This window comes from Thalassospira permensis NBRC 106175, assembly GCF_000714555.1.
Lineage (GTDB): Bacteria > Pseudomonadota > Alphaproteobacteria > Rhodospirillales > Thalassospiraceae > Thalassospira > Thalassospira xiamenensis.
This window is the reverse complement of sequence record NZ_AUNC01000015.1, coordinates 1-13127: the sequence shown is the minus strand read 5'-3', so window position 1 is coordinate 13127 and position 13127 is coordinate 1. Positions and strand designations below refer to the sequence as shown.

Annotated in this window: 13 protein-coding genes; 4 read left to right on the top strand and 9 right to left on the bottom strand. The window is 54.6% G+C overall.

Annotated features, from left to right (window positions below; all coding sequences use genetic code 11):
- Window positions 1-11: 11 nt before the first annotated feature.
- From yddG to SMB34_RS09650, 6 genes are all read right to left on the bottom strand, one after another.
- Complete coding sequence (yddG, locus tag SMB34_RS09675) at window positions 12-905, bottom strand: aromatic amino acid exporter YddG (protein ID WP_037989667.1); 894 nt, start codon at window positions 903-905, stop codon at window positions 12-14.
- 110 nt (window positions 906-1015) lie between these two features.
- Window positions 1016-1882, bottom strand: a complete 867-nt coding sequence (locus SMB34_RS09670) for an AraC family transcriptional regulator (protein ID WP_037989593.1) — start codon at window positions 1880-1882, stop codon at window positions 1016-1018.
- Between the two features lie 146 nt (window positions 1883-2028).
- A complete protein-coding gene (locus SMB34_RS09665) occupies window positions 2029-2745 on the bottom strand; it encodes a GntR family transcriptional regulator (protein ID WP_007091900.1) in 717 nt (238 codons plus the stop codon).
- A gap of 53 nt (window positions 2746-2798) precedes the next feature.
- Window positions 2799-4079 carry a TRAP transporter large permease gene (locus SMB34_RS09660; RefSeq protein ID WP_007091901.1) on the bottom strand — a complete coding sequence of 427 codons (1281 nt, stop codon included), beginning with the start codon at window positions 4077-4079 and terminating at the stop codon, window positions 2799-2801.
- Window positions 4079-4531, bottom strand: coding sequence for a TRAP transporter small permease (locus SMB34_RS09655; protein ID WP_007091902.1), 453 nt, complete (start codon window positions 4529-4531; stop codon window positions 4079-4081). The genes SMB34_RS09660 and SMB34_RS09655 overlap by 1 nt, the downstream gene beginning before the upstream one ends.
- Before the next feature lie 89 nt (window positions 4532-4620).
- A complete protein-coding gene (locus SMB34_RS09650) occupies window positions 4621-5601 on the bottom strand; it encodes a C4-dicarboxylate TRAP transporter substrate-binding protein (RefSeq protein ID WP_051682223.1) in 981 nt (326 codons plus the stop codon).
- A 445-nt stretch (window positions 5602-6046) separates the two neighbouring features.
- Here SMB34_RS09650 and SMB34_RS09645 point away from each other — a divergent pair, with 445 nt between their 5' ends.
- On the top strand, window positions 6047-7078 hold the full coding sequence (locus tag SMB34_RS09645; protein ID WP_240478796.1) for an EAL domain-containing protein: 1032 nt from the start codon (window positions 6047-6049) through the stop codon (window positions 7076-7078).
- A gap of 76 nt (window positions 7079-7154) precedes the next feature.
- Here the strand turns inward: SMB34_RS09645 and SMB34_RS09640 are convergent, their stop codons facing one another.
- Window positions 7155-8048, bottom strand: a complete 894-nt coding sequence (locus SMB34_RS09640; RefSeq protein ID WP_076519702.1) for a helix-turn-helix domain-containing protein — start codon at window positions 8046-8048, stop codon at window positions 7155-7157.
- A gap of 228 nt (window positions 8049-8276) precedes the next feature.
- Here SMB34_RS09640 and SMB34_RS09635 point away from each other — a divergent pair, with 228 nt between their 5' ends.
- Entirely contained in the window at window positions 8277-9185 is a 909-nt protein-coding gene (locus SMB34_RS09635) for a DMT family transporter (protein ID WP_037989592.1), read from the top strand.
- 46 nt (window positions 9186-9231) lie between these two features.
- Here SMB34_RS09635 and SMB34_RS09630 read toward each other — a convergent pair whose 3' ends face one another.
- Both SMB34_RS09630 and SMB34_RS09625 read right to left on the bottom strand, forming a co-directional pair.
- Complete coding sequence (locus SMB34_RS09630) at window positions 9232-10227, bottom strand: D-2-hydroxyacid dehydrogenase family protein (protein ID WP_037989588.1); 996 nt, start codon at window positions 10225-10227, stop codon at window positions 9232-9234.
- 118 nt (window positions 10228-10345) lie between these two features.
- On the bottom strand, window positions 10346-10678 hold the full coding sequence (locus tag SMB34_RS09625; RefSeq protein ID WP_156962659.1) for a hypothetical protein: 333 nt from the start codon (window positions 10676-10678) through the stop codon (window positions 10346-10348).
- A 126-nt stretch (window positions 10679-10804) separates the two neighbouring features.
- On the opposite strand from SMB34_RS09625, the gene SMB34_RS09620 reads away from it, so the two are divergent.
- Window positions 10805-11704 carry a LysR family transcriptional regulator gene (locus SMB34_RS09620; RefSeq protein WP_037989585.1) on the top strand — a complete coding sequence of 300 codons (900 nt, stop codon included), beginning with the start codon at window positions 10805-10807 and terminating at the stop codon, window positions 11702-11704.
- 105 nt (window positions 11705-11809) lie between these two features.
- On the top strand, window positions 11810-12910 hold the full coding sequence (locus tag SMB34_RS09615; RefSeq protein WP_084716548.1) for a DMT family transporter: 1101 nt from the start codon (window positions 11810-11812) through the stop codon (window positions 12908-12910).
- Window positions 12911-13127: the final 217 nt, after the last annotated feature.

Genomic DNA, 13127 nt, shown 5'->3' with positions numbered 1-13127 from the left:
AAGGCCCTAGGTCACGCAACAACCGTTTTCCGTCGCAGCATTTTTATCGAAGCCAAAAGCGCGCCACCAACAATCAAAAGGCACCCCGCGATCACGGTCGGGCTTGCTTCGGCTTTGCCAAAACCGATCAGCAGGATCGTGCTGAGTAACGGTGCACCATAAGACGCGACACCCAGAACCTGAATATCGCCATGCTTGGTGCCATAATCCCAGACAAAGAAAGCAACCCCGACCGGGCCAAGCCCAAGCCCGATAATCGCAAGCCATTGCCCCGCATCCGGCATGACCCAGATTTCAGTCACGCCGTGTGTTATAAAACCCAATAACGCCGCACCGGCACAAAATCCGCAAACGGCTTCAACAGGAACATCGCGATAGCGCCGGTTCAAAACCGAATATCCCGACCACAGGATAGAGCAAACCATTGCCGCGCCATAGCCAAGGCCATAGGTCGGATCAAAATCAAACCCATGCCCTTTGGTCACCAGAACCGCAGCCCCGCAAAGTCCCAGAACCGCACCGGCAATGTGATACCAGCGCAATCGTTCGCCTGGCAGAAGTGCAGAAAACAGGACAATAAAAAGTGGCCACAGATAGGCAATCAGACTGGCATCAACCGCGGGCGCATTGGCCAAGGCTACGAAATAGAAAAAGTGATACCCAAACAACCCGCCAACCCCAAGCACCCAGGCACCAACCGGTTGCCTCAATGCTTGAAATGCCGCCAACCCGCCGCGTGCGATCCAGATAAAGCTGAAAATGGCCGCAACGGAGAAACAAAGACTGACCAGTTGAAAAGGCGGGATGGCACTGACTTCTGTCGTAAATAACGCCAGCAAGGCCCAAAGCACAATGGCAATACCACCAATCATGGTGGCCTTTGTACGGTGATCAAGCAAAGTCATGAAACCATCCCGAAGTTCAACTAATCGCATCGGTGATCAAAGCAGGTCGGGATGAAGACGTCTTTGCCGAAACTCCGGATTTCATTCGAATGAGATAAACCCGGAGGCCTTTAAGTTCGGCGGCGAAGCGCAATCGGCGCATGTCCGAACCGCCGGGAAAAGGCACGGGAAAATGCACTTTGATCGGTAAAACCGACCTCACGCGCGATATCGCCAAGCGGCATTGTATTTTGCGGATCATTCAGCATTGCATAGGCACGCTGTAATCGTTGTTCGCCAAGCCAGCGCATCGGCGTTGTACCCAGATGCTTTTGAAACGCCGCAAATAACGCGCTTTCCGATTGCGCGGTAATCTTCGCCATTTCAGGAACCCCGACCGGTTCAGAAAGACGCAGCTCAATCCAGGCAAGCAGGCGCTGCAATCGCATCGGAATCATGCTGCCTGCGTCGGCTTTGTCAGTTTGCGTGGCTGCTGAATGGCACAGGACTTCGCCTAAAGTTTTGCAAACAAACGCGTCATCGGCAAAGGTGTTTTCACACACAGCAATTCCCGCCACATGACGCAATGACAGATTTTCAGATTGCAGTCTTCCCTGTCCATCCGGCGAAAATCGCCGTATGCGCGATATCACACGCTTTTGCTCAAGTCCTTGCAAAAGACCTGTCAAATGCCCGGCATAGCCAGCCCCGACTTCAAGATAGGGTGACGCGCCCGCCTGATACCAAAACCGTTCAAGCCCGGTTTGCGCCGCAAGATCGATATCGACATCAAGCACAAGAAAACGGTTCATCCCCAACGCCCGATAGGCATGGGTATCGCCCGCCGGAACAAACGCCAGCCTGCGGCCCGAAACACAGCCACCTCGCCCCTCGACCTCAAGCTCGAGCATGCCAAGATCGGCAATGATGATCTGGTGGAAATCGTCGTGGCTGTGGCTGGCGGCTTCAGACCGATACTGGCGAAAACTTGTTTGCATTTCTGTTCCTGTTCAAGAGCCACAGGATATGCGATTGCCGCAGTTCCGCAAAGCCCCTCGACAGCCGATACCGGCACAAACAAAATCAGCAAGGCGTTTATTAAAAACGCCTTGCTGATTGGCCGCCCGGGAGGAAGGCTAAAACCTTATGAAAACAGTTCCCTGTTTTCTTCAACGATCTGTGGCAAACGTTCCATGGTTCCCGAAAGATGCTGCCGCATTTCCGAACTGGCCAAATTGCCATCACCGGACTGGATCGCGGCAATTACCGCCTTGTGACCTTCAAGCACCGAAAGCATTTTACCCGCACGCGGCAGATCAAGCATGCGAACACGTGCGAGATGGCCACTACGTGCCGTCACCTGCACATGCAGGTTGGATTGATTGACCCCATTGAAAAGAGCCGCATGGAACGTCTCATCCAGCTGCTTGAACAGATCAATCTGTTCGATATCACCCGCAAGGGCTTCCTGCATTTTGATGATGCCCTTGGCTTTGACAACGGCAGCAGTTTCCCCCATTTCCGCCAATTGCCGCACCACCTCGCATTCCGCCGCAACACGCAGAAAATGCTCCTCGCGGATACGCGCAACATCAATCTTGGTCACCACGGTTCGCGACTGGGGATAGGATGCAACCAACCCATCCTGTTCCAGACGCATGATGGCTTCACGCACCGGTGACTGGCTGACTTTGAAACTGTCCGCCAGTTCTGCCCGAACCAGTGTTGTTTCAGGCGGAAGGACAAGCGAAATGATCCGGCTTCTCAGTTCCTCATAAACAAGTGCCGAAGCAGGAACATGCGCATTGGCTTTCATCGCGCTATCATAAACAGGCATGAGACCGCCCATGAATGTATTCATTTTCACTCAACTCCCGGCAATTGCGCATGTGCCTGCATCCCTTGGTTCCTTCATTACATCAATGCGTTGGGCAATAACAACGTCAAGCTTGGCACTGCCGCCATCAGAACGAAAAATACCACCATCGCAATGAAGAACGGGATCGATGCCCGGGTATAAGCCCCGGTTTTGACATCCAGAATGCCACAAACCGTAAACATGATGACCCCGACCGGTGGCGTTAAACCGCCAAAATTGATCAGGGTCACGATCAAAATCCCCATATGGACCGGGTCATATCCGGCATTGACCAGAACCGGCATGACAATCGGCGTGACCAGAAGGATGTTTGCCGCTCCTTCAAGGAACATGCCGCTGATCACAAGAACCGCGACAACAAGCGTCAGGATCAGAACCGGGTTTTCGGTAAGCGTTGTGACAAATTCGGTAATCTGCTGGGGTGCGCGTTCAATAGTCATGGCATAGCCCAGAACCGCCGCCATAATGATCAGCAACATCACCATTCCAAGGTCGGAAACAGAGCCGGTCACCGCTTCGTAAAGCTTTTTGCGGTCCAGTTCCCGATAAACAAAAAATCCGACACAAAGCGCATAGAAAACAAGGAACGCGCCCGCCTCGGTCGCGGTAAACAGACCAAAGCGGAAGCCGACAATCAGAATGACCGGAAATGCCAGCGCCCAGATGCTTTCCGAAAAGCTCGACCAAAGCTCTTTTCCACTCGGCACCTTTGGCAGGTCGGGTTTATAGCCGTTCTTATGCGCGACAAACCAGGATGTGATCATCAGGACAATCGTCAGGAAAATACCGGGCAGAACGCCGGCCAAAAACAGGCGACCGATCGAAACTTCATTCACAAACCCGAACAGGATCAGTCCGATGCTTGGTGGAATGGTTGCGGTGATAACCGACCCGAAGGCCAGAACCGCAGCCGTTGATGCCTTGGAATAGCCCTGCTTGATCATGCTGGGCCCCAGAAGGCGCGCTTCCATCGAGGCATCGGCAACGGCCGACCCCGAAATCCCGCCCATCATGAAGCTTAGAACGATGGATACCTGTGCCAGCCCCCCGGCCATCCAGCCGGTTAGCAAACGGGCAAACTTGACCAGACGGAACGTAATCCCCGTCACATTCATCAGATTTCCGGCAAGGATGAAGAACGGCACAGCCAAAAGCGGAAAGCTTTGTGTTGCCGTTACCATTTTCTGGATCACCACGGTTGGCGGCATGGCCCCGGTCATAATGAATACCGGCACCGAAGCAAGCGCCAGGGCAAAGGCGACAGGCATTCCGATGACCAGAAAAACCGTAAATAGTACCGCAATCAGTATGAGCATCAGAACTGCCCCCTGCTTCGAATTCGTTCGATAAGCTTAAAAACCATGGTCCGCATCAAAAGGATCAGACCGACGACCATCGAAGCATGGATGTAAGAGGCATGGATTTGCGTCGCGCCGACAAGACGGGGATGCATCAAAATCATATTGCCCCACGCGTAATACAGCAGAAACGCAAGGAACCCGATGATCACGACGATATTGAACAATTCGACGAGATCGCGTGCTTTGGGGGATATGTTGTCCTGCAGGACCTGAAGACCGAAATGCCGGTTTTCCTGCATGCCAATGTCAGCTGCCAGCATGCAAAGCCAGACGAAAATAAGCTGGGCCATTTCAATTGACCAGATAATCGGGGATCCCACCGCCCTGGCAATTGACGCAACGCCCACCAGAACGACAATTGCAACAAGCAGAATCCCGGCACAGGCAAACTCAATTTGCTTGAGCATGTATTCCATTCCATCTTGAAGATTGATGTGCGTTGCCCCGCATGCGGAACAACGCACATTCGCAAGGCACGTTTACCGTTACCGGAAAATCAGCGACCGAGAACTTTATTGACGATGGCGGCCTCGGCTTCGAGATCAAGCTGTTTGTAAACCGGCTTTACAGCTTCCTTGAATGGTGCAAGGTCAACTTCGCTGACCTCAACCCCGCTTGCGGCAACATCTTCAAGCGCCTTTTCGCCAAGCTCGATGGTTAGCTGCGACGCATAACGACCGTCCTCGACCGCAAGATCACGTACAATCTTCTGATTTTCAGGAGAGATTTCATCCCATGCCTCGGCACCGACAACCAGCGCGGTCACGAGCTGGATATGGCCGGTTTTGGTCACATTCTTGATCACTTCGTAAAGTTTGGCATTCCAGATTGCGGTCGGCTGGGCTTCGGCACCGTCAATCGTGCCAAGCTGAAGGGCGGTGTATACTTCGCCCCATGCAATCGGGGTCGGTTCGGCACCCATTGCGCGGATGGTTTCAATCCAGACAGGCGCACCGATTGTCCGCATGCGAACACCGGCGAGATCAGCCGGACTTTTCACCGGTTTCTGTGTCAGGGCGTGGCGCGCGCCCTGATACCAGTTCGATGCAATCATCACGAGGCCGGATTTCTCGCGAAGTTCATCACCCCAGGCGATATATTCATCTGAAAGGGCAAATTTGTCGGCCTGTTGATAGGTATCAAACAGGAACGGTGCCGACATGATCGCCAGCGACGGAACGAAGCTTGAAAGACGGGCGACATCCGTGACCGTACCGATACCGGCACCCGCACGCGCCTGATCGATCATTTCGGTGGTGTCACCCAGCTGGGAATTGTGGAAAACCTCGATAATAACGTCGCCATTGGTGGCTTTTTCGACATCAAGCTTGAACTTCTCAAGCCCCTGCCCCATCGGGTCATTTGGCGCCAGAACCGTTCCGATACGAAGCGTCGTTGCAGCCGTCGCAGGCATGCCCGCAGCAAGCGCCCCGGCAAGTACAGCACAGATTCCGAGTGTTTTCGCAGTAAATTTCATTATGGAAGTCCTCCCGTTGGATTGGCATTTTGCCATTAATTGATATTTTAGTTTGTTTGAAATTTTAGATAGCTCTGATCAATCTTGTCAATCGATTTTTCAACTTGTAAAAATTATTAAAAATCAAAAGATTAGTTGAAAATTTTCAATTCCAGACGCTGAAACTTGTAATCAACCGGGAAATGATCTTTGACCTATCGGGGACGCAAAATCAGAAACTGGCCGCCGTCGAATGTGCGTAAAATCCGATCACATTTGCCGGTCATATTTGGCAGGCAGGTCCGACCTCGCCTGACATTCAGGCTTTTTTTGCCACACCCAAATCCCATATGCTTTAATGAAAGAAGCCATTATCTTACAAGGTGATGGACCTTCGGGTGATCTGGAAAACCAAAAAACGGAGACGATTTTGACCTTCTGCGAGAAGTGCGACAAAATACCGGAAATGGCCCCAAGTGAAGGCCGCCTTTACCTTTGGCCTCCTGTTGCACATACAACGGGAAAAATTCTTGCCAATATCAAGAAGTCCGGGCACTCCGCAGAAAAAAGCACATCCGTTGCAACGCTTTATCTTGATTATGTCCGTCCGGGTCTGCGCCCGCTGATTGACGCGATTTCCGAAAATCTGCTGCCCGAAGAAATCACAGACACCAAGGCGCTGATCATGCCCGGCAATAGGGAACCCCAACTTGACGACATTGCGCGCGTCACGTCGCTTGGTGCCATACGCGCACAGATCGGCGCGGAATGGCTTGGCGATATGCTGCGGGAAAATCGCCTGAATTCCGTTTTCCAACCGATTTTTGCCGTTGGAAACATCACAAAACCCTATGCCCATGAATGCCTGATCCGCGGGACCGATAAAACCGGCAATGTCATCACACCAGATAAACTATTCGGCGCGGCCCAATCAGCCGATCTGCTGTTCCAGCTTGACCGGGCAGCCCGGGCTGCAAATGTCCGTAACGCGCACAAAGCGGGGATTTCGGGAAATCTGTTTGTCAACTTCACGCCAAGTTCGATCTACGATCCGGATTCCTGCCTGCGCACAACGATTGATGTGGTGTCGGAATGCGGGTTGGATCGCAACAATGTTGTCTTTGAAGTTATCGAAACCGAAAAAGTCCGCAGTATTGAACATCTTGGCGCGATCCTGAAATCCTATCGTGATTCAGGTTTTCGGGTTGCACTGGACGATGTTGGATCGGGCTATTCTACCCTGAACATGTTGCCGCAACTGCAACCCGACATCATTAAAATCGACCGTGAACTGATCGACCATGTTGATCAGGATAAATACAAACAGGCCATCGTCAGCAAGCTGATCGATCTGGCCAAGCAACTCGACATTGACGTTGTGGCAGAAGGGATCGAACGCCAGGGCGAACTTGATTTCCTGACCAATCACGGCGTGGATTATGTGCAAGGATATCTGCTTGGCAGACCAAATGCCTTACCCTTTGCCAGCAACGCATAAAGCCCAATCCCATTATTACGCAGTTTCGCAACGCCATCGCTTGTCTGCGGGCACAAGCACATCGCCGCCCCCGCCGCTACCGGGCGACGCTTCGGAACTTTGCCGGGGTCAACCCGGTAAAGCTGCTGAACCGCGTGGTCAGATGGGCCTGGCTTGAAAAACCGGTGGCGAGCGCGATATCGGCAACCGACAATGCCGGATCGCGCAGCATCCGTTTGGCGGCCTCAATCCGGCGGCGCAGAACATATTTATGCGGTGCCTCGCCCACCGACTGGCGGAACATGCGCGCAAAGTGATAGGGCGAAAGCCCCGCCTCGGCTGAAATCTGTTCGAGTGACAGCGGCTGATCCAGATTGGCCTCGATAAAATCAAACACACGGCGTCTGATTTGCGGCGACAGGCCACCGCGCACCCGGAATTCCAGATCGCGTTTCGACGAATAGCTGCGCAGCATATGCCCCATCAGCATCTGCCCAGCACTCGACATCGCCATACGATCGGCCGGGGCACTCCAGTCCAGCGGCAACATCGCATGGCGGATTGTCTGCTCGATCAGGGGATCAAGGAAGAATGTCTTTTCAGGGACCTCAACGGCGTTGGGTTCGATATCAAACGCCTCGACCACCGCGCGTTCCCACGCGGAATGCGGGATATAGAGGTGGAACAGCTCGACCTCGCCATTGACCACCCAATCCGATGTCAGATGGGCCGGCATCAGGCAACAACGCCCCGGCCCGCCACCGGTTAGCGGATCGGGTCCGATCTGGCGTTTAATGCCTGTACCACCATTGACATAAAGGCTGATGGTGTGATGGTCAGGATCGGTATAACGGGTCATGACATCCGCATTGCGCCGCCAGTGTGCCGCCGAAATGCTGTCGCCAAAATCACCCGCATTCAGCAGTTCGGCATCACCGATCAGCTGATTGTAGACTTCAAAATTCTGGTATCGGCCATTGGGCACAAACATCGGCACGTCCTGTTTCCAAGGCACAATCATCGCATTGCAGCACCATATTGCAAAGCCCGGCGTGCGAAGGACTGCATTGATTTGCGCAAGATTGTGAAAAACACCGCAAGTTCGTGAAAGCCGTACATCCCCCAAACAGTCTATAAACGGGCTTGGGATATGCCCCACATATCGACCTTATCCTGTTTTTCGCCCTGCCCCTCTCGTCACCGGAGTTTCCGCTTTATCATGACCGCCCTGCTTTTTCTGATCGTCACGGCCTGCTGGGGATTTACCTGGTATGCGATCAAGCTTCAGATCGGGCCGATCCCGATTGAAATGTCGATCTTCTATCGCTTTTTGCTGGCCGCTGTCGTGCTGTGCGGATTCCTGATCCTGTCGCGTAAATGGCGGCCGGTTCCGTGGCGGGCCCATCCGTGGATCGTGCTGCTGGGCTGCGGGTTGTTTGGCATCAACTTTATCCTGATGTATTCGGCGACCGGCTATATCGCATCGGGGATTGTTGCGGTGATCTTTACCACCTCGACCATTTTCAATGCGCTGGGCAATTGGGCGTTCTATGGCCAACGGCCGGGGCTGCGTTTTGTCTTCGGAGCCGCATTCGGCCTTGGCGGTATTGCGTGCCTGTTTGCCAACCAGATTTATGCCCTGTCGCATAATCCGCATGCCATCACCGGCCTTTTGTTTGCGCTTGGCGGGACGGCGGTGTTTAGCATGGGCAACATGGTTTCGGTCAAACTGAACGCGATGGGTATTCCCAACCGCGATGCGGTCGCGCGTGGCATGGCTTATGGTGCGGTCATGCTTCTGATCTTTGCCCTGCTGCGCGGTCAGACGCCGGTCCTGCCGACCGATCCGGTCTATATTGGCGGGCTTCTGTATCTGGCCATTCCGGGGTCGGTCGTTGCCTTTATTGCCTATCTGGCACTGGTGCACCGGGTCGGTGCGGGGCGTGCGGCCTATGTCACCGTCCTGTTCCCGGTGGTGGCCCTTACGGTTTCGACCTTCCTTGAAGGCTATGTCTGGACGCCGATTGGGGCGACGGGGCTTGTGATGATCTTTCTTGGCAACATCACGATATTTGCCCGCCTGCCCGGCGCAAAAGCCCGAGCCGCCAAAGCCGCCGCCAAGGCATGAACAAAAAACGGTCGCCTGACGATATCGCAGGCGACCGTTTGCCAATCTATGCCGGTTTGGCTTTGCGACCATGCCAGACTTCGGGGTTGATCATGTGGATCGGGTCGCCGTTGGCATAAGCCACCACCTGATCGAAGATATCGCCAAACTGCATGTCCAGCTCATCCTCGGTCACGAAGCCGACATGCGGGGTTGCCAGTACGTTGGGGTGGTTGGCAAACCGGTCATCGGCGTCGATCAGGGGTTCGGTATCGAGCACATCCACCGCCGCCTTCCCCGGACGTCCGGCATCGAGAGCCGCCAGAAGCGCGCCCGGAGCCACCAACCCCGCCCGCGATGTGTTGACAAACAGGCTTCCGGGGCGCATCCGGGCCAGATCATCGACCGTAATCGTGCCACGGGTTTCCGGGGTCAGGCGCATATGCACCGTGATGATATCGGGCGCAGCAAAGAACGCCTCGCGTGACGCGGCAACATCCAGCCCGCCCTCAGTAGCAGCCTTGCGCGATGCCTCGGACGCCCAGACCAGCACATTCATCCCGAATGCCTTGGCATAGCCCGCGACCACGCGCGAAATCTTGCCATATCCCAGAATACCGATTGTTCGCCCGCGCAATGTCTTGCCGATCCCCATCTGCCATTGGCCTGATTTGAGCGACGCGTTCTGTTCGACGATCTGGCGGGCGGATGCCATGATCAGCGCCCATGTCATTTCCGCCGCCGCATAGGATGGTGCCTTGCCCGCGCCCTGTTTCGAACACAGCAACACGCCGCGTTTCGTGCAGGCATCGACATCAATATGCGGATAGGCACTGCGCTGACTGATCAGTTTTACGCCTGGCAAATGTGCCAGTAATTCATCGGTGATTTTGGTGCGTTCGCGAAACAGCACGACCGCCTCCGCATCGCCAATTGCGCCCGCCAGATCGGCCGGATCATCATATTTCTGCGTGAGGATGGTCACGTCATGCCCGGCCAGCTTGCTATAGCACGGCAGATGAAAAATGCTGTCGAGATAGTCGTCAAGAATTGCGATCTTCATTCCAGATCCCGCTATGTTTTACCGTATGTAACGGCATTTATTCACCGTGATCACGGCACTTTGGGCGATACTCGCATCACGGGAATAACGGTGCAAGACAGATCGCCATGATCCAGCTCTATCGCCCTGTCCACCTTTGCTTTTCCTTCCGGTTTGCCTCTATGCGATCCTGCAAAAATCGCGAAAGCTGCCAACCGGGATCGAGCCAATTGACCATAAGGCTGCGCTTGGCTGCGATCATATCACCATGCTCGACCCCATAGATGTCTTTCAGCATCCAGTCTTCCATCGCCAGCATGACCTCAACCTCGCGCAGACTCCTGCGATAGGTCTCCCGACGCACGCGCCATTTGGCCCAAAAACCCGCCATTCTGACCCACACCCCATCGGACCTGCTGGTCACGTCGGTTTTGGCGGCTACCGTCGGCTCGCATGAAATTTGCGCTGCCATGGCCATCATCCTTTTCAAGTTTTCCCCAATCACGGATAGCGAGATGATGAGGATTTCTTATTGATGAGACAAACGAGAAGATTTAATATTATCTATTAGGAAACCTCATAATACTGGTTGATATTCATGTCCTCGCTGCCCGCTGCCCTGCCAAATCTTGACCTTGATCTGGCGCGTACCTTTGTCGCGATCTGCGAAACCGGCAACTTTTCGCGCGCGGCGGAGCGGGTCAATCGCAGTGCCTCGGCCATCAGTCTTCAGGTCAAGAAGCTTGAGGAAATTGTCGGATGCAGCCTGTTTGAACGCGAAACCCGTCGGGTGCGGCTCACCCCGGATGGCGAGGTTTTATTGGGTTTTGCACGACGTCTTTTGCAGCTTAACGACGAAGCCATGTCACGCTTCCGCACGCCTGACTTTACCGGCAAGGTGCAGCTTGGCGTGCCTAATGACAATGGCATCATCGCCATTCCCGAAATTATGCGCCGCTTTGCGATCAGCCACCCGCATGTCGAGGTCGATGTCTTTCTTGGTCCGACCGCAAGCCTGCGCCAGCGCATTGCCGACGGCACCACCGATATCGCCGTATTCAGCTATGACCCCGAACTTGATCCGCAACCGCCAATCCATAGTGAACCGCTTGTCTGGCTTGGTGCCCGCAACGGAATGACGATTGAAAAACGCCCGCTTCCGGTCGCTTTAGCCGAACCGGGTTGTTATTGGCGGGCGATGGCATTACGGGCGCTTGACGAAGCGGGGATCAATTACCGCGTTGCCTATACCAGCGAATTTTGTCAGGCCCAGATTGCCGCAACCGAGGCTGACCTTGCGATCTGTCCGGTCCCGATCAGCGTGATTTCCGACCGCCTGATCCATCTTGATGCCCGCCACGGACTGCCCGAGCTTGGCGAATACCGCATAACCCTGGCCAAGCGCCCCGGTACCGGCCCGGCAGGGGATGCTTTGGCCGAGCATGTCGTTAGCAGCTTCAAGATGGCGGCAGAGCGCGGCATGCGGCTTTTTGCCTGAGCATTTTTACCATTCGGCGTTGATGTCCGAATCTGGCCAGCCAGCCCCGCCAATACGCTTTACCATCCAATCCGTCACCACCACATTTTCAGACGGATCATGGATATGAGCACGGATACCGGGATTGCCCTTTACCCGGAATATGATCGCGACCGCACACGAGTCCGGCGTATTTCGGCGAGCCCGAAAACACTGCCGCCAGAACCGGAAAACATCGACCAGAACAAAGACCTATCCCCGCGCATGGATGGGCAAAGCTGGGTGATGCTGATTGTGCTTTCGGTACTTTGGGGCGGGTCGTTTTTCTTTACCGAAATCGCCCTTGTCGATTTGCCGCCCTTTACCCTTGTGCTGGGGCGGGTGGCGATTGCGGCGATGATACTTTGGTGGGTGGTTCTGTTGCGCCATATCGACATCCCGCGTGATCCGAAGATATGGTTAAGCTTCCTTGTTATGGGGGCCCTTAACAACCTGATTCCGTTCAGTCTTATCGTCTGGGGACAAACCCATATCGCAAGCGGTCTGGCGGCAATCCTGAATGCGACGACACCGCTTTTCACCCTGATCATCGCGCATCTGGCGACCCGGAATGAAAAGCTGACGCGGCGGAAAGTGATTGGTGTGCTGACCGGTTTTGTCGGCGTGATGATCGTGATCGGTTTGCCGGACGGAATTGTTCCCGCGATTGAGTCCAGCATGAGTTCCAACACGGGCACCAGCGTATTCAAGGACGTTTTTTCCCTCGCCCCATTTGCCCCGCTGGCGGTACTGATCGCCGCAATTTCCTACGGCTGTGCCGGGGTGTTTGGCCGCCGGTTCAAAAACACCCCGCCCATCCTGACCGCGGCGGGACAAACCAGTGCATCAAGCCTGATGCTGCTTCCTATTTGTATGATGATTGATACGCCGTGGCATTTGCCGTTTCCCAAAACGGAAACCATCCTTGCCGTGCTCGGCATCGCGGCGTTTAGCACGGCGCTGGCCTACATCCTGTATTTCCAGCTTCTGAAACGCGCCGGGGCCAGCAACCTTCTGCTCGTCACCTTCCTGATCCCGGTTAGCGCGATTTTGCTGGGCGTGCTGTTTCTTGGCGAAACGCTGGCACTGCGCCAGATCGGCGGGATGGCCGTCATCGGATTGGGGCTTGCCGTGATTGACGGGCGGCTGATCGGACGCAAAGGGAACCCGCGAAAGAGTCCGGCTTAGCCAAGCCGCCTATAAAGTTTCCCGAAAAAGTTCTTGATTTGTTCTTTTAACTATGGCATAAAATAAAAGTCAACGGGAGAAATGCACCCGGACCGAAACCCGCGAGGCCTTGTGCCTTGCGGGTTTTTGCGTTGTGGCGCGGATGAAAGAGGTGATCAGGATGCAGGGACAAAGACACAGAGCGGGCGACGGGATGCCCCGCAGGATATTGATCGGG

Excerpts from the sequence above, each read along its gene's own strand:
- yddG (WP_037989667.1), bottom strand. The coding sequence starts at position 905 with ATGACTTTGCTTGATCACCGTACAAAGGCCACCATGATTGGTGGTATT.
- SMB34_RS09670 (WP_037989593.1), bottom strand. The coding sequence starts at position 1,882 with ATGCAAACAAGTTTTCGCCAGTATCGGTCTGAAGCCGCCAGCCACAGC.
- SMB34_RS09665 (WP_007091900.1), bottom strand. The coding sequence starts at position 2,745 with ATGAATACATTCATGGGCGGTCTCATGCCTGTTTATGATAGCGCGATG.
- SMB34_RS09660 (WP_007091901.1), bottom strand. The coding sequence starts at position 4,079 with ATGCTCATACTGATTGCGGTACTATTTACGGTTTTTCTGGTCATCGGA.
- SMB34_RS09655 (WP_007091902.1), bottom strand. The coding sequence starts at position 4,531 with ATGCTCAAGCAAATTGAGTTTGCCTGTGCCGGGATTCTGCTTGTTGCA.
- SMB34_RS09650 (WP_051682223.1), bottom strand. The coding sequence starts at position 5,601 with ATGAAATTTACTGCGAAAACACTCGGAATCTGTGCTGTACTTGCCGGG.
- SMB34_RS09645 (WP_240478796.1), top strand. The coding sequence starts at position 6,047 with ATGGCCCCAAGTGAAGGCCGCCTTTACCTTTGGCCTCCTGTTGCACAT.
- SMB34_RS09640 (WP_076519702.1), bottom strand. The coding sequence starts at position 8,048 with ATGTTTGTGCCCAATGGCCGATACCAGAATTTTGAAGTCTACAATCAG.
- SMB34_RS09635 (WP_037989592.1), top strand. The coding sequence starts at position 8,277 with ATGACCGCCCTGCTTTTTCTGATCGTCACGGCCTGCTGGGGATTTACC.
- SMB34_RS09630 (WP_037989588.1), bottom strand. The coding sequence starts at position 10,227 with ATGAAGATCGCAATTCTTGACGACTATCTCGACAGCATTTTTCATCTG.
- SMB34_RS09625 (WP_156962659.1), bottom strand. The coding sequence starts at position 10,678 with ATGGCAGCGCAAATTTCATGCGAGCCGACGGTAGCCGCCAAAACCGAC.
- SMB34_RS09620 (WP_037989585.1), top strand. The coding sequence starts at position 10,805 with ATGTCCTCGCTGCCCGCTGCCCTGCCAAATCTTGACCTTGATCTGGCG.
- SMB34_RS09615 (WP_084716548.1), top strand. The coding sequence starts at position 11,810 with ATGAGCACGGATACCGGGATTGCCCTTTACCCGGAATATGATCGCGAC.